Raw genomic sequence first — 14,817 nt, 5'->3', positions numbered from 1 at the left:
AGACCGACGATTCCCAAAAAGGACAACCGAAGCGTCAGTCAGTGGGCGAGTCAGGACCTCAGGCGATGCCATGGCCAATCCTCACTGTCAGTGGATGGGTTGTTCGGCCCAGATGGTCTTGCCCGTGTGCGTGTAGCGCGTGCCCCAGCGCTCGGTGAGCTGGGCGACGAGCAGCAGCCCGCGGCCGCCTTCGTCGCTCAGCCGGGCCCGGCGCAGGTGAGGGCTCGTGCTGCTGCCGTCGGACACCTCGCAGGTGAGTGTCTGGTTCTTGATCAGCCGGAGCCGGATGGGGCCGGTGGCGTAGCGGATGGCGTTGGTGACCAGTTCGCTGACAACGAGTTCGGTGACGAATGCCAGGTCCTCCAGCCCCCACGCGGTGAGGCGGTCGCAGGCCTGCCGGCGTGCCTTCGCCACGATCGCCGTGTCGCGGGGCAGGTCCCACGAGGCCAGGCTGTCCCGGCCGAGGCCCCGGGCACGGAGCAGCAGCAGGGCGACGTCGTCGCCGTCGGGCTGGGGGTGCAGTGTCTCCAGGACGCTGTCGCAGAGCGCTTCGAGCGGGGTCGTGGGGCGGCCGAGTAGCCGGCGCAGTGTGCGGATCCCCTCGTCGATGTCGTGGTCGCGTCCCTCGATGAGGCCGTCGGTGAACAGGGCCAGCAGGCTGCCTTCGGTGAGCTCGAGCTCGGCCGCCTCGAAGGGCAGGCTGCCCAGCCCGAGAGGAGGACCGATCGGTACGTCGACGGTACGGGTCGTGCCGTCCGGGTGGACCAGGATCGGGGCCGGGTGGCCGGCCCGCGCCAGGGAACAGCTGCCGGAGACGGGGTCGTAGACGGCGTACAGGCAGGTGGCTCCGATGTCCCCTGGGAGTTCGGCGTCGTCGTCGGCGACCTGTGGAGGCGTTGCGTGGGTGACGATGTCGTCGAGGTGGGTGAGCAGTTCGTCGGGCGGCAGGTCGATGTCGGCGAGAGTGCGTACGGCTGTGCGGAGGCGGCCCATGGTGGCAGTGGCGTTGATGCCGTGGCCCACGACGTCGCCGACCACGAGGCCGATCCGGGCGCCGGGCAGGGGGATCACGTCGAACCAGTCGCCGCCCGCACCTGCGCTGCCTCCCGCGGGTACGTAGCGGAAGGCCGTCTCCGCGGCTGGGTGGACTGTCGGTTCCCGGGGTAGCAGGGAGCGTTGCAGAGCCAGGGCGATGCCGCGCTCGCGGGTGAAGCGGCGCGCGTTGTCCAGGCAGATCGCGGCCCGGGTCACCAGGTCCTCGGTGACGGTCAGGTCGTCGGGGCCGAAAGGGTCGGGAGCGGTTGCGTACCTGAGCAGCAGGACCGTACCCAGGACCGTGCCCCGGGCCCTGATCGGCACCGCGATCATGGAGCGCGCCCCGAACGCGTCGGCATGGGCCGCGTGGGGCGGGTCCTCGGCCAGCCACTGGACGATCTCGGGGTCCGTGAAGTCCGACAGCTTCGGACGGCCGTCGGCCAGGCAGCGGGCGAGGGGAGAGGACGGCGGAGGCGTGCGCACCTCGTCGGCATCGAGCAGGGCGCCGGGCGGGAGCCGGCGAGAGCATCCCTGGGCCGCGCGCCGCAGGGTCGCCGGCCCGATCGGCGAACCGGGAGGCGGTAGCGCGCCGCGCAGGACGACGTCGAGCAGGTCGACGGCGGCGAAGTCCGCAAAGCGGGGTACCAGGACGTCGACGAGCTCCTTGGCACTGCCCGCCACGTCGAGGCTCGTTCCCATGCGGGTCCTGGCCTCGCTCAGCAGGGCGAGCCGCTCGCGCGTGTTGTACTGCTCGGTGTGGTCGTCCGCGGCCAGGCCCACCGCCCGGACCCGGCCGTCCGCATCCTTGAGCGGGAAGATGTCGACGGCCCAGGCGTGAGCCTTCTCCTCCTGCGGCAACCTGACGAAGAGCTCCGTGTACTCGGGCTCGCCGGTCCGGCTCACCCGCAGGATCCGCCGTTCGGCCTCCTCGAATGCGGGACCTGGCAGGAACTCGGTGAGCCGCCGTCCGGGGATCTCCGTCTCGGGGAGGCCGACCACCCGCTTGGTGGCCTCGTTCGCCGTGAGTGCCCGCCCGTCACGGTCGTAGATGGCGAGAACTCTCGACATCTGGTCGAACGCCCATAGCGCGAGCCTGTCGTTCGCCGGAGTCGGTGCAGCCGGGCAGGGGGAGAACACCACCAGCACAGCCTCCTGCTTTCCTGCATCGGGCAGGGGAAACAGGTGGGTCCGGACGTCGAGCAGGCGCCCGTCACGGTGCCGCAGAGTCGGCTCGTCGGGGGAGAGAAGGTCGGCCAAGGGCGTGCCGATGATCTGCGTTGACGAGTATCCGAGAAGGGCCTGCGCTTCGGCGCTCCAGTACGCCACGCGTCCTCCCCCGTCCGTCACGGCGACCGCGACCGAGATGTCCGCGGGAGTCGTGCCCGGTGAACACGAGCGTCGGTCGGGCCGCTCGCCGGATCGTTCCATGGCGGTGCACCTGGCCCTCCTGCCTCATGGCGCACCATCCAGCATCATCCGGCCGGTGGGGGACCGCAAGGCAGCCGACGGCGGAGGTGCGCCGGCATCGCCGTCGGCTGCGCGACCGTCGGCGCCTGCTGCTCGGCCCCACGCCGCCCCGGGAGCCGGTGCCGGGGCGGAGCGGACCCGGGTCACGACTCGAGCGGTGCCACGACGATCTCACGCTTGAGGATCTTGCCGGTCGGCCCCTTGGGGAGGGCGTCGGTGAGCGTGACCACCCGGGGGTACTTGTAGGCGGCCACGCGGGCCTTCACGTGGTCGCGGATCTCCTCGGCGGTGGCGCGTGCCCCGGGTTTGAGGACGACCGCTGCGGCGACCTCCTGTCCGAGCAGTCGGTCCGGCACGCCGACGACGGCGGCCTCGGCGACCGCCGGGTGCCGGTACAGGACCTCCTCGACCTCGCGGGGGTAGACGTTGTAGCCGCCGCGGATGATCAGGTCCTTCGTGCGGTCGACGATGAAGTAGTAGCCGTCCTCGTCGACCCGCGCGAGGTCGCCGGTGTGGAACCAGCCGTCGCGGATCGCATCAGCGGTGGCGTGCGGCTGGTTGTGGTAGCCGACCATGACGTTCTCGCCGCGGATCGCGATCTCGCCGATCTCGCCGGGCGCGGCCCTCGTGCCGTCCCGTCTCACCAGGCGCAGTTCGACGCCGCGGACGGGCAGGCCGATGGAGCCGGGCTTGCGGGGGCGGTCCGGCGGGTTGAAGGCGGCCACCGGGGACGTCTCGGACAAGCCGTAGCCCTCCAGCACGTCGACGCCGAAGCGCTCCTCGAAGCCGTGCAGCACCTCGACCGGGAGCGCTGCGCCGCCGGAGACGGCCAGGCGCAGGCGGGTGGCCTCGAATCCGTCGGGAAGCTCCGCGTGCAGCAGTGCCGCGTACATCGTCGGGACGCCGAAGAAGATGCTGACGGCGTCCCTTCTGATGATCGCCAGTGCCGCCGCCGGATCGAACCGGGTGAGGAGGGTCAGTGTGGCGCCGGCGGCCACGGCCGTGTTGAGGGCGCACGTCTGGCCGAAGGCGTGGAACAGCGGCAGGCCGCCGAAGAGCACGTCGTCGGGGCCGACGTGGAACAGCGTCTCCATGGCGGTGGTGGCGTTGCCGAGAAGGTTGCGGTGCGTCAGTTCGGCGCCCTTGGGCGTGCCGGTGGTGCCCGACGTGTAGAGGATCACCGCGAGATCGGAGTCCTTCGTGTCGGCGACGGCGGGCCGCGGGTCGGTGTGGCCGAGCCGTGCCTCGAACTCGGCCGGATCGACGACCAGGAGTCCGGTTCCGGTGGTCCTGGCCGCAACGGCGGCCTCGGCTGCCGCCATCGGTGATGCCAGCAGAAGCCGGGCACCGCAGTCGCGCAGGACGTGGGTGATCTCGTCGGCCTTGAGCAGCGGGTTCGTCGGCACGACGACGGCGCCCGCGCGGAGGATGCCGTAGTAGACCACGGGAAAGAGCGGCACGTTGGGCAAGGACAGGGCGACCCGGTCGCCCGGGCGGACGCCGCGGGCCTGCAGCAGGGCGGCGGTTCGGGCGCTCAGGTCGTCGAGCTGGGCGTAGGTCAGTGCGGTGTTCTCGTGCCGCACGGCGATTCGGTGGCCGTGGGTGGACGCTGAGCTGGTCAGCAAGGTGGCCAGGTTCGTCATCGTGGTTCCTCGGAGTCCGGCTGGACGGTGGTTGGTCAAGTGGGATGTGGCGTCGGTCAGCGATGGCGGTCCGCCGATGAGCCGGCCGGGCAGGGAGCGGCCAGAACGGGCCTGACTGCTCTGCTGCTCGTCCGGCCGGGCACATGGGCCGTGGTCACGGCCGTCTCCGGGGCGGGGGAGGTGCGACCCCTCGGACCGGGGACGGGTACAGCGGCCTGCGGAGCCCGGAGGGGGTGGGCCGGGGAGTCCTCGATCGGTCTGGGTCCGGTGTCAGGATCGGTGCGCTGACGTGATCACGAACGTCGGGATCACGACCGCGCCGACGATCAGGTGCATCAGGGCCAGCAGGAACTGGTCGGCCACGCTGATTCCGGCCCCGTTGTAGGGAAGGCTGCCGGCGAGCGTCAGTACCGCGAGCACCGTCCAGATGACGGTGGCCCGCTGGGGGGCGAACCGTTCCAGCAGTTCCAGCAGTGCCCAGCCGAGCAACGTCGGGACGATCGAGGATGCGCTGACCAGGCTGACCAGGACGGACTGGGCCGGCAGGCCGAACACCGCGGGCGTCTTCAGGTTGTATCCGAAGCCGCCGGTGAGGACGAGCATGTACAGGAGGTTCGCGAGGAGACCGACGGCGACGGCAATGGCGCGTGCCAGCCGGTCCGGGGCGCTCGTTGAGGAATGGGCGGATGGTCTTGGTGGGGGCGATGCGGCGGACACGGTGACTGCTCCGTTCGAAGGGCCAACCTCAGGGGATGACGGGCAGGACGGGGTGAGGGTGGCGGTCGGCGGGCGGTGGATTGGGGCCCCGCCACCTGTGAAACCGGGGTTCACTCGCCTTGAGCACAGGCATGAGCACAGTTTCATCAGCCGTTGAAACTATTTCAGCGTATGGTGAAACTGTCGCGGGTGGCAAGGGCTGTCGGCGTCGATCGGGGCGGAGGGTCGCCGCACTGGTCGACGGCAGCAAGATGGACGGCCTCAATTTCACTGTATGGTGAAACTGTTCGAGCTCGCGGCAAGCCGCGGCGGCGCGCAAGCGGGCGAGTGCGGACATGGCGAAGGGGGTGTGGGGCATGGCGGCACGACCGGGAAGGGGGCCCCGGGGAGAGCCTGGCGAGCAGGCCGACCGCATCCTTGCGGCAGCGCGCAGATCCTTCGCCGAACGGGGCTTCGGCGGGACATCGTTGTGAGCCGTGGCGCGCGCCGCCGATGTGGACCCCACCCTGGTGAACTACTACTTCTCCAGCAGGATGGGGCTGCTGAAGGCGGCGTTGGAGCCGCCCGAGGCCTTCGGGGAGGGAATCGCCGAGGCCGCCAAGGCGCCACTGGGGGAGCGCGGGCAGGCCTTCGTGGAGGCGGCGCTGTGCATGTGGGGCGATCAGGCCAATGCGGAGATCCTCAGTTCGATCATCCTCGCCGCAAGCCATGAACCGTTCGCGATGGAGCGCCTCCGCGAGGTCTTCTCGGACCTCGCTCTGCAGGCGGTGTCGGCGAGCCTTCCCGACGGAGCGGCGCGCCTGCGCGCGGACCTGGTCTCCACGCAGCTCGTGGGTCTGGCCATGACTCGGTATGTCTGGGCAATCGACCGCATCGCCGACGTGCCCGGGGAGCGGGTCGTCCGGCTGATCGGGCCGGTCGTGCAGCACTACCTCACCGGCACCCTGGGCGGCGACGCCTCGAAGGGGATCTGACCGGAGGTGGTTGCCCGGGCGGCCCTGTGCAAGGGGGCGTCGCAAGCCGGCCGGGTGAAGCGGGTCCGCTCGACCTTGGGGGGTGCATACCCGCGCTTCGCGCCGGCGCGGGCGGAGTCGTGCCTTTCGGCTGCTTGGTTCGCGGGCGGCGCCGCACGGGTGCCGTGCTGCGGCTGGACCGGATGGCCGTTGCCCGGTGCCGGATGTGCTGGACGCCTGCTGCGCCCCGCGCCGGACGTCGCCTCCCCGGGGGTGCCTTCAGTGGGCATCTTCGGCGGTGTGGCTGCGAACGCGACTTAATTTCCCTGTGTGTGGAAATTCTTCTTGCCGTGGCGGGGTGGCGCGCGTACCGTGGGCGCCAATAATTTCCCTATGCGTGGAAATGAGGTGCCATGGCTCGGTTCAAGGCAGCGGGAGTGGAGCCCGGTCAGCGTCAGCTGAACGGGCCGCAGACCACGGGCCGCCAGTACCGCAACCTGTCCACAGCTCTTCATGGGACGACCCGCGAGGACAACGTGCCCGTCCCGATGCGCGACGGCACCCGGCTCCTCGCCGACGTCCACCGCCCCGACGCGGACGGCAGGTTCCCGGCGCTGATCGCGGCGGCCCCGTATCCCCGTCAGCTCCAGGACCTGGGCGCTCCTGCATCCATCATCGAGGCCGGCGCCAGCGACTTCTGGGTGCCGCGCGGCTACGCCCACGTCATCGCGAACCTCCGCGGCACGGTGGGCTCGGACGGGACGTACACCTTCTTCGACGAGCAGGAGCGCAACGACCTGTTCGACCTGGTCGAGTGGGTCGCCGGGCAACCGTGGTGCAACGGGAACGTGGGCATGATCGGCCTCAGCTACTACGCCATGACCCAGATGGAGGCGGCCACCCAGCGCCCGCCTCACCTCAAGGCGCTGTTCCCCTTCAACGTCACCGTCCAGGGCTGGGAGGCCACCTACCACAACGGCCTGATGAGCGCGGCTTTCGTCACCACCTGGTTCCACGCGCTGGGCGTCCTGTCCGCCCATGGCGACCGCCTCTACCGCAGGGGTCTGTCCCGTCTCCTGCGCAGGATCCTCGCCATTCCCGCCGTCCACCGCCGGTTCCACCGCACCGATCCCGTCCAGGCGACCCGCGCACTGGAGCTGATCACCCACTTCCGCCGCGCCGCCCACCCGTGGAACGACCTGCTGAGGGCGGTGGCCACCGAGCACCCAGTACGGGACGCGTGGTGGGACGAGCGTGACCTGACCCGACGGCTCGCCGCCGTCGACATCCCGGTCTACCTCGGCGGCGAGTGGTCCAACGTCGCTCTCCACCTGCCCGGTCTCTTCGAAGCCTGGGATGCGCTCGCCGACAATCCCCACGTGCGCATGGCCATGCTCGGGGACGACAGCCTGCCCTGGCCGTGGGAGAGCATGCACATCGAGGCCCTCGCCTGGTTCGACCACTGGCTCAAGGGGCAGGACACGGGCATCCTCGAAGGCCCTGCCATCCGGTACTGGCTGCCCGGGGCCGACCAGTGGCGTACCGCCGACGCCTGGCCGCCGCCGGCCGCGCACATGGCCCTGGCCCTCAACTTCGACGGCTCGCTGGCGGTCGACGAGATGCCGGGCAAGCGCAGCTACGCCACCGACGGCGCCGACTCCATGCCCGGACGGCTGACCTGGACGAGCGCCCCCCTGCCCGGTGACCTCGACATGGTCGGCTACCCCGAACTGCGGCTGACCGCCACCAGTAGCGGGGACGACACGGGATGGATCCTGCTCCTGCAGGACGTCGATCCGGACGGCAAGGCAACCGACATCACCCAGGGCTGGCTGCGTGCCAGCATGCGCCACGTCGACGAGGCGGCGAGCGAGGTGGGCCGGCCCGTCCTTCCGATGAGGACCCGGGACCCCGTCCCCGTCGGGGAGCCGGTCGACTACCGCGTCCCGCTGGTCGCCAATGCCCGCCGGTTCCGCCGGGGGCACCGCATCCGGCTGATCCTCACCAGCGACGACACCCGTAAGGATTTCCGGCCCATGATGCTGTTCAGCCATGCCCCCGTCGGCATCGCCGGCGTCAACACGGTGCATTCCGGCTCACGCCTTCTCCTTCCGGTTCTCGGAGGGAAATGAAGGCGCCGCCCCACTCTCGCCCAGAGGGTGCCTCGGCGGCGACCGGACCAGGGCAGGCCACCCCCACCGAACTCTCGACTGTGCGCCGCGCCGCCCGGACGGGCCACCCAACCGACACAACCGTTCTTCACTCATGCCGGAGCGCTCTGATGACCACCAGGTCCATCCGTTCGGCCACCCCGCACCTGCGCCGCGCCGCATTCGCGATTGGTGGCGCCGTCCTGGCCGCGGCACTGCCGTGGACCGTTGCCAACAGTCTGGGCGTCGACCGCGGCAACGGGCCACGGACCCACGCGGTCGGCCTGTCCGTCGTCTCCGGACGTTCGTCGCCTCCCGCCCGTTTCGGCAATCCCACCCCTGCGCCGTGAGACGGTGACCGACCCGGGGCCGGCGCCGCGGTTACGACGTAGCCGACAGCGCGCCGGTCTCGGGCGGTGTGCGGTCGAGGTTGGCCTCGATTCTGGCCAGTACGAGCATGGCCTGTGCGTACTCGCCCTGTGTGAACCCCGCGGCGGTGATCGCCTCAAGATCCCGCCAGGCCTGTTGGACTCGGTCTCGCAGGGCCTGGCCGGCCCGGGTGGGCTTCACCACGACTGCCCGCCGGTCGTGCGGGGAGGGGCTGCGGGTGACGAATCCGGACTGTTCCAGGCGCTGCAACATCTTGGTGACGGTGGAGGGATCCAGGGCCAGTGTCTTGATCAGGTCGGCCTGGCGCTGTTCCCCCTGTGCCCAGAGCTGCATCATCAGCACCTCCTGCCCGGGGTACAGGCCCGTTTCACGCAGCAGGTTGGCCGCCGTGATCCGGTGCATGCGGGCCGCGCGGAAGAGCGCTTCGCTCATCGGAGCGTCGGCGACGGTCGGTACCGCGTCGTCCCTGTTCCGGGCCGATTCGGACGCTGGCGGCATGGTGGTCGATCCTCCATGAATGGCAGGCGGGTCGTTGGTCGACACATCATCTCACCCGGATGTGTTTGGTTGGCCAATTGAATCCGCATGTCGTGAGATGAGGCCAGATGCGATCGGATCCTGGTGCGGATATGGAGTGATTTCGGGGCATTTTGGCGGCCAATCCAGGCGTCCCGAGTGTGTGATAATTGGTCGGCAAATAATTTCGAGTCGGCCGCGCCCCTCCGTGCGCCTGCCCGGCTCGGCAGAGAGGTCTATTCGTGTCCGCACCGTCCTTCACCGCCGCCGACACGGCGGTGCTGCTCATCGACCACCAGGTGGGCGCCGTTGGGTGGATCCGCACCATCCCTTCTGGCCGGATGGCGGCCAACGCCCTGGCTCTCGCCAGGACCGCCAGGGCGAACGGCATCCCCCTGTTCTTCGCCTATTCCACGGGCGCGTACCTCCCGGGCCCGCGGTCGGTCGCAGCGCGGGAGGATCGCCCGGAGGGCGAATTGGCGCGCATCGGCCGTCTTGCCGGTGTCCGTTCCGTGGACGAGGACTTCGCCTCCGTCGTGGGGGAGACCGGCAGGAAGAAGCTGATCATCGCCGGCGTCGGCCGCGACGTGTGGATCGTCCACTTCACCCTGACGGCACTGCGCCTGGGGTACGAGGTCGCGGTCGTCGCCGACGCGGGCGGTCCCCCGTCGAAGGCTGGGCAGGACTTCGCCGTGCGCCGCATGGCCAGGGCGGGAGCTGCCATCACTTCCACGGCCCAGATCCTGGCCGAACTCCTCCAACCCCAGGACGGTTGGCGCGGCGGAAGGATCCTGCCGTTCGTCAGGTAGCTCGTGCCGCAGGCAATGGCGACGCGGAGTGGAGAGCAGCGGCAACAGCCGTCCGTCACTCCGCTGACTTCCCCTTCCCTCCCATGTTCGGAGCTTTCGATGCAGTTCGGTACGTTCTCCATAGGCGACGTCACCCCCGACCCCGCCACCGGCCGGCCTCCCACTGAGCAGGAGCGGCTGAAAGCGATGGCCGCGATCGCGGTCAAGGCCGAAGAGGTCGGGTTCGACGTCTTCGCGACGGGTGAGCACCACAGCCCGCCGTTCGTTTCGTCCTCGCCGACCACCCTCTTGTCGTACATCGCCGCGAGGACCAGCAGCATCCTCCTGTCCACCGCGACGACTCTGATCACCACCAACGACCCGGTGAAGGTCGCCGAGGACTACGCCGTCCTCCAGCACCTCGCCGACGGCCGCGTCGACCTCATGCTGGGGCGGGGCAACGCCGGCCCCGTCTATCCCTGGTTCGGCAAGGACGTGCGCGAGGGCATCCCGCTCGCCATCGAGAACTACGCGCTGCTGCACCGGCTCTGGCGTGAGGAACTCGTCGACTGGACAGGCCGCTTCCGTACTCCGTTGCAGTCCTTCACCTCAGTGCCGAGGCCGCTCGGTGGAACACCGCCGTTCGTCTGGCACGGCTCCGTGCGCAGCCCCGAAATCGCCGAACAGGCCGCCCGCTACGGCGATGGCTTCTTCGTCAACAACCTCTTCGCGCCCAAGGACCACTTCCGCCGCCTGGTCTCCATCTACCGCGAGCGGTATGCCCACTACGGGCACGGCACCGAGGGGCAGGCGATCGTCGGCGTCGGCGGAATGGTCTTCGTGCGCCGCAACTCCCAGGACGCCGTGCGCGATTACCGCCCTTACTTCGACAACTCTCCGTTGGCCGGCTACGGATCGACGGTGGAGGACTACATGGAGCGAACGTCGCTCACCGTGGGAAGTCCGCAGCAGGTCATCGACAAGACGCTGACCTTCCGGGAGCACTACGGAGACTACAGTCGCCAGCTCTTCCACCTCGACGGCGGCGGCATGCCGCTGAAGGTCGTCCTGGAAACGCTCGACCTGCTCGGCGAGGAGGTCATCCCCGTCCTGCGCAAGGAGCTCGCCGCCCTGCGACCCGCCGGTGACCCGGACGCGCCGGCGCACGCCTCACTGCCCGTAGCGCGCCGGACCGGGCAGCGCACGGACGCCGACGGAAGAGCGCTATGAGCGCTCGCGGTCCCGGTGATCGAGACGGGTAGTACCGCGCGGTGCTCGCCTGTCCTGGAACACGTGATGCTCCCACCGGCTGCTGCGGAAGCTCCGGGTTCTCCGGCCGTCCGGCTGGCGAACCCGGAGGCCGGGGACTCCGGGGTGGCCCCGCCGCGTTGCCGGCCCGAAACCGGCCGCACCGTCGCCCGGCCGCGACTCAATGTGTATGCAGATACGCCATAATGGAGGGCATGCCTCAACCGATCATCGTCATCGACGGCATCGAGCCGCTGAACCTGACCGGCGTCCGGCAGTCGGTCGGACCGCTCCACGCCCTGCTGCGGGAGTGCATCCTCGACGGTCGGCTGGCGCCGGGCACCGTACTGTCACAGGTGGCGCTCGCGCGTCAGCTGGGGGTGAGCCGCACTCCGGTGCGGGAGGCGTTGCGCATGCTCCAGGAGGAGGGGTTCGTCGAGGCCGAACCCAACCAGCGGATGCGGGTGGCGGGTCTGGACCCGAGCGGGTTGGACGCCGACTACGCGATGCGCATCACGTTGGAGTGCCTGGCCCTCACCATGACGCTGGACGGCTTCGGCAGCCGGGTTGAACGAGAGGCCGAGGCGCAGCTGGCGGCGATGCACCGGGCCGCCCGCGCGAAGGACGGCGAGGGTTGGTTCGTCGCGCACCGCGAGTACCACCGCCTTCTCACCGCCGGGGCGGGCGAGCCTCTGCTGCGCCAGCTGGAGGCCCTGGCCGACCGCAGCGTGCGCTACATCCGCATCACCCAGCAGCTCGACCCAGAGAGCTGGCCCCGGGCGGGTGATACCGAGCATCCCGCGATCCTGGAAGCGGTGATCGCCGGAGACCGTGACGCCGCGGTGTCCCGCCTGGCCCATCACTTGGAGCGGACCGCGTTGAACGTGCTCGGGCAGCAGGCCCCCGGCTACAGGCCGCAGGCCGTGCCCAGGGCGATGGCTCTGGTCGGCGCCGGTCCGTCGCCCTGGGGCCCGGGGCAGGGGCGGGGGACCGGGCCGTTGGGACCCGACGAACGTTCCTGACCTCACCCGGCGGAGACGGGTGACCAGTGTGGACGGTGTCTCGTTCACTGTCGCACTGTCGCACTTTCGCTCCGACGAGCCGCAACGGCCCGCCGGACGTACCGGCGGACCGTCATGGGAGATGCGTGCATCCGGCAGGGTTCGCGTCAGACCGATCGGTCGTGCCGCTCGTTCTCGACGATGGCAGCTATGCGTTCGAGGCTCGTGGTCATGCCGCGCTGGAGGTCGCTTCGGCGGTCCTTCAGCCCGGCGAGGGTGTCGATGATGAACCAGCCGAACATTCTGACCTTCTTGAGCACCGTGTAGGACTCGGTGACCAGCGTTCCGGTGCCCTGCGGTTCGAACTGGTAACGCCACTCGATCGTGCCGGCGCCGACCTCGGTGCGTTCGAACGCGAAACTCCGGCCCGGTTCGGCCACGGTGACGACGGGCTTGTTCGGCCAGTCGGGAACGCGCCCGGCGTGGTTGGTCGCCTTGAACCGCGCGCCCACCACCGGGCCGGTTGCCCCGTCGATCCACGTGCACCGAACGACCTCCGGCGAGTACTCCGGGGTCCGGGTGACGTCGGAGACCAGGGCGTACAACACTTCGGGCGAAGCCTCGATGTATCGCGATGCCTGGTCCGAAGTCAGCTCTTGCTTCATTTCTTCCTCTTGTGTGATTCGCGGTCCGTCATCCGGCGGCCGCGGGGAACGTGTCGAAGGTGGGCTCGGCGCCATCGGTCGGGTCGCCTGCTCCCAGGTGTCAGGACCGATGACGCCGAGGCGTCTCCTACGGCTTCGGCTCGGCGTTCCGCAGGAACTGCTCCGGCATCAGCGGGCACCACACCGCGGGCGGGACGTCCCAGTCCTGTGCCTGCCAGTCGTCGGTGATCTGGTCGATGTCGGAGAAGTACTCGATCCAGCTGCCCCAGGGGTCCTGGACGTAGTGGAACAGGTTGGAGCCCAAGGTGTGCCTGCCCAGACCCCAGCCGACGGTGTGGCCCTTGTCCGCCATGACCCGGGCGCCCATGGCCAGTTCGTCGACGCCCGCGACCTCCCAGCTGGAGTGGTGCAGGCCCGGATGGCTGCTCTGGATGAAACCGAAGACGTGGTGGTCGCCGGGGCCGGGGTTCATGAAGACGACCTTGCCGGTGATCCGGTCGGACACCCGGAGGCCGAGGGCGCGCTCGTAGAAGTCCTGTGAGCGGTTCACGTCCGAGGAGAAGACCAGCATGTGTCCCAGCCGCCGGGGGCGCGGCACCGCGTCCGCCTTGAGCCAGCTGGGCTCGTCCACGCGCCGGTAGTCACCGGGCACGTTCTGCTTGGCGGGTGCGACCGCGCGGGGCGCGGCGAGTTGCTGCTCGCGCACGTTGACCGCGGTGCCGTCCGGGTCGCGGAACCACAGTCCGCCCTCGGGACCGCCGGGCGGAGCGTCCCGCAGGGGGATACCGAGAGACTCCAGGTGACGCTGCAGTTCTGGCAGGGAGCCGTCGGGCGCCGCGAAGGCGACGTGGTGCAGACGCTTGTCGTGTCCCTCGACGAGCAGGGTCTGGTCCTGGTCCCGACCGTCGCAGCGCACGACCAACCGGTCGTCGCGTTCGTCGACGGTCAATCCGAAGTCGGTGTAGAAGTCCCTTCCTTCGGCCAGATCGGGCAGTTGCAGGCCGTAGTGGAGGAGTCCGCTGACGTGCAGCATGGTGCTTTCCTTCGTCGTTCGTGTGGGGTCCGGAAGTCCTCGTCGGTCACCGTGGTGATGGGCCGCCGAGGCTCCGCAGGTGTGCCCAGAGCCGGTCGAGCAGGGGCGGGCCGGCGGCCCGCCAAGCCGTGATCTCCTCGCCGGTGAGGCTGTGGATCGCCCCTGCCCGCCGGGCCGCGAGGTGCAGTCGGCAGGTGGTGTCGAGCAGCCACATGCGGGCGACGGCGTGCCCGGGGGTGCCGCCCGTGGTGAGGGCGCCGTTGCCGCGCAGGACGACCGCGTCGGCGTGGCCCAGCGTGCGGGCGGAACCTTCGGCGATGTCGGCCGAGCGCATGAGCCGCGCGTCGTCGTGGACGGGTACCGCTTCTCCGAGCAATGCGCCCTGCCCGTGCAGCGGCGGGATGGTGCCGGACGCCGTCCCCCCGACTGCGAAGGCGGATTCGGGGGTGGCGCGGGCGACGGCCCCTACGTCGGGTCGCGCCCGGTAGACGGCCAGGTGCGCCCACGCCTCGCCCGGCGCGCCCGCCGGCAACGCCTCCGTGTCCAGCGGGATGCTCAGGAGTGTGTCGGTGCAGGCGTCGGCGAGGTCGGCCGGGGGCGTGATCAGCATGTGGTCGCCGTGCCGTGCCGACACATGCCCGAACGCCGAGACCAGCCCCAGTGCCGCGAGGGTGCGTGCCGCGACGGCCACCTCCGCGGGCAGGGTGCCGGCGTATGGATCGACGGTCGTCCGCCGACTCATATCGCGAGCCCCCCGACGGCCTCGGGTGCAATGGCCGCCTCGGCGGCGAGTGCCGCGAAGAGCGGAGAGGCGTCGAGGTGGATCCGCAGCGAGGTGATCGCTCCCGAGGGGGCGCGGGCGATGACCGTGACACAGGGGAGCGTCAGCTCGGTGCCGCCGCGTGTGAGGTAGTGGACGCGGGCTTCGAGCAGCACGGTTCCCCGGTCGTCCACCTGCCAGCAGTTGCGCCACTCGTGTCGTATTCCAGCGAGTGCGGCGTGCAGGCCGTCCATTGCTTCACGTATCGCGACACGCCCGACCGCCGGCGGATTGTTACCGAACACCAGCTCCCCGTCGGGGGCGAAGCGGTCGAGGACGCGGTCGATCGACTGCGCGTCGACGTCGGTGTAGAAGGACTCGGTCCAGCCGATCCAGTCGGGCGTGTCGGTCATCTCTGTTCCTTTCGTCGGTGGGTTCCGCGGTTCGCGTG

The 14,817-nt window shown here is 70.1% G+C and carries 14 protein-coding genes; 6 read left to right on the top strand and 8 right to left on the bottom strand.

What is annotated here, in order from left to right; all coding sequences use genetic code 11:
* Nucleotides 1–87: 87 nt before the first annotated feature.
* The 3 genes from AB0N04_RS36410 to AB0N04_RS36400 all read right to left on the bottom strand — a co-directional run bounded on the left by AB0N04_RS36410 (nucleotide 88) and on the right by AB0N04_RS36400 (nucleotide 5,009).
* Nucleotides 88–2,463, bottom strand: a complete 2,376-nt coding sequence (locus tag AB0N04_RS36410) for a SpoIIE family protein phosphatase (RefSeq protein WP_360220737.1) — start codon at nucleotides 2,461–2,463, stop codon at nucleotides 88–90.
* A 182-nt stretch (nucleotides 2,464–2,645) separates the two neighbouring features.
* Entirely contained in the window at nucleotides 2,646–4,145 is a 1,500-nt protein-coding gene (locus tag AB0N04_RS36405) for a long-chain fatty acid--CoA ligase (protein WP_360220740.1), read from the bottom strand.
* A gap of 270 nt (nucleotides 4,146–4,415) precedes the next feature.
* Nucleotides 4,416–5,009, bottom strand: coding sequence for a DUF6069 family protein (locus tag AB0N04_RS36400; protein ID WP_360220743.1), 594 nt, complete (start codon nucleotides 5,007–5,009; stop codon nucleotides 4,416–4,418).
* Nucleotides 5,010–5,338: 329 nt separating this feature from the next.
* On the opposite strand from AB0N04_RS36400, the gene AB0N04_RS36395 reads away from it, so the two are divergent.
* From AB0N04_RS36395 to AB0N04_RS36385, 3 genes are all read left to right on the top strand, one after another.
* Nucleotides 5,339–5,836, top strand: a complete 498-nt coding sequence (locus tag AB0N04_RS36395) for a hypothetical protein (RefSeq protein WP_363365653.1) — start codon at nucleotides 5,339–5,341, stop codon at nucleotides 5,834–5,836.
* Nucleotides 5,837–6,228: 392 nt separating this feature from the next.
* Entirely contained in the window at nucleotides 6,229–7,947 is a 1,719-nt protein-coding gene (locus AB0N04_RS36390; RefSeq protein WP_360220748.1) for a CocE/NonD family hydrolase, read from the top strand.
* Nucleotides 7,948–8,096: 149 nt separating this feature from the next.
* Nucleotides 8,097–8,315 (top strand): hypothetical protein, encoded by a 219-nt coding sequence (locus tag AB0N04_RS36385; RefSeq protein ID WP_360220751.1) that lies wholly within the window; start codon nucleotides 8,097–8,099, stop codon nucleotides 8,313–8,315.
* A gap of 31 nt (nucleotides 8,316–8,346) precedes the next feature.
* Here the strand turns inward: AB0N04_RS36385 and AB0N04_RS36380 are convergent, their stop codons facing one another.
* Nucleotides 8,347–8,898 carry a MarR family winged helix-turn-helix transcriptional regulator gene (locus AB0N04_RS36380; protein ID WP_360220754.1) on the bottom strand — a complete coding sequence of 184 codons (552 nt, stop codon included), beginning with the start codon at nucleotides 8,896–8,898 and terminating at the stop codon, nucleotides 8,347–8,349.
* 215 nt (nucleotides 8,899–9,113) lie between these two features.
* On the opposite strand from AB0N04_RS36380, the gene AB0N04_RS36375 reads away from it, so the two are divergent.
* The 3 genes from AB0N04_RS36375 (at nucleotide 9,114) to AB0N04_RS36365 (ending at nucleotide 11,929) form a co-directional block, all read left to right on the top strand.
* The gene (locus AB0N04_RS36375) at nucleotides 9,114–9,680 is read left to right on the top strand and encodes an isochorismatase family protein (RefSeq protein WP_360220757.1); all 567 of its coding nucleotides are present in this window, start codon (nucleotides 9,114–9,116) and stop codon (nucleotides 9,678–9,680) included.
* 99 nt (nucleotides 9,681–9,779) lie between these two features.
* Nucleotides 9,780–10,889, top strand: coding sequence for a CE1758 family FMN-dependent luciferase-like monooxygenase (locus AB0N04_RS36370; RefSeq protein ID WP_360220760.1), 1,110 nt, complete (start codon nucleotides 9,780–9,782; stop codon nucleotides 10,887–10,889).
* A gap of 233 nt (nucleotides 10,890–11,122) precedes the next feature.
* Entirely contained in the window at nucleotides 11,123–11,929 is an 807-nt protein-coding gene (locus tag AB0N04_RS36365) for a GntR family transcriptional regulator (RefSeq protein WP_360220763.1), read from the top strand.
* 146 nt (nucleotides 11,930–12,075) lie between these two features.
* Here AB0N04_RS36365 and AB0N04_RS36360 read toward each other — a convergent pair whose 3' ends face one another.
* From AB0N04_RS36360 to AB0N04_RS36345, 4 genes are all read right to left on the bottom strand, one after another.
* The gene (locus AB0N04_RS36360) at nucleotides 12,076–12,573 is read right to left on the bottom strand and encodes an SRPBCC family protein (RefSeq protein ID WP_360220766.1); all 498 of its coding nucleotides are present in this window, start codon (nucleotides 12,571–12,573) and stop codon (nucleotides 12,076–12,078) included.
* 127 nt (nucleotides 12,574–12,700) lie between these two features.
* Entirely contained in the window at nucleotides 12,701–13,606 is a 906-nt protein-coding gene (locus AB0N04_RS36355; protein ID WP_360220769.1) for a VOC family protein, read from the bottom strand.
* A 46-nt stretch (nucleotides 13,607–13,652) separates the two neighbouring features.
* Nucleotides 13,653–14,348, bottom strand: coding sequence for a class II aldolase/adducin family protein (locus tag AB0N04_RS36350; protein WP_360220772.1), 696 nt, complete (start codon nucleotides 14,346–14,348; stop codon nucleotides 13,653–13,655).
* Nucleotides 14,345–14,779, bottom strand: a complete 435-nt coding sequence (locus AB0N04_RS36345; RefSeq protein ID WP_360220775.1) for a nuclear transport factor 2 family protein — start codon at nucleotides 14,777–14,779, stop codon at nucleotides 14,345–14,347. Before AB0N04_RS36345 ends, AB0N04_RS36350 begins: the two co-directional genes overlap by 4 nt.
* Nucleotides 14,780–14,817: the final 38 nt, after the last annotated feature.

Source organism: Kitasatospora sp. NPDC051702, assembly GCF_040681575.1.
Classification (GTDB): Bacteria; Actinomycetota; Actinomycetes; order Streptomycetales; family Streptomycetaceae; genus Kitasatospora.
Note: the sequence above shows the minus strand (reverse complement) of the source record. Positions and strands in the feature narration are given on the sequence as shown.

Coding starts and splice junctions, on each gene's coding strand:
- AB0N04_RS36350 (WP_360220772.1), bottom strand. CDS start 14,348: ATGAGTCGGCGGACGACCGTCGATCCATACGCCGGCACCCTGCCCGCG.
- AB0N04_RS36390 (WP_360220748.1), top strand. CDS start 6,229: ATGGCTCGGTTCAAGGCAGCGGGAGTGGAGCCCGGTCAGCGTCAGCTG.
- AB0N04_RS36360 (WP_360220766.1), bottom strand. CDS start 12,573: ATGAAGCAAGAGCTGACTTCGGACCAGGCATCGCGATACATCGAGGCT.
- AB0N04_RS36410 (WP_360220737.1), bottom strand. CDS start 2,463: ATGGAACGATCCGGCGAGCGGCCCGACCGACGCTCGTGTTCACCGGGC.
- AB0N04_RS36345 (WP_360220775.1), bottom strand. CDS start 14,779: ATGACCGACACGCCCGACTGGATCGGCTGGACCGAGTCCTTCTACACC.
- AB0N04_RS36365 (WP_360220763.1), top strand. CDS start 11,123: ATGCCTCAACCGATCATCGTCATCGACGGCATCGAGCCGCTGAACCTG.
- AB0N04_RS36405 (WP_360220740.1), bottom strand. CDS start 4,145: ATGACGAACCTGGCCACCTTGCTGACCAGCTCAGCGTCCACCCACGGC.
- AB0N04_RS36385 (WP_360220751.1), top strand. CDS start 8,097: ATGACCACCAGGTCCATCCGTTCGGCCACCCCGCACCTGCGCCGCGCC.
- AB0N04_RS36370 (WP_360220760.1), top strand. CDS start 9,780: ATGCAGTTCGGTACGTTCTCCATAGGCGACGTCACCCCCGACCCCGCC.
- AB0N04_RS36400 (WP_360220743.1), bottom strand. CDS start 5,009: ATGAAACTGTGCTCATGCCTGTGCTCAAGGCGAGTGAACCCCGGTTTC.
- AB0N04_RS36355 (WP_360220769.1), bottom strand. CDS start 13,606: ATGCTGCACGTCAGCGGACTCCTCCACTACGGCCTGCAACTGCCCGAT.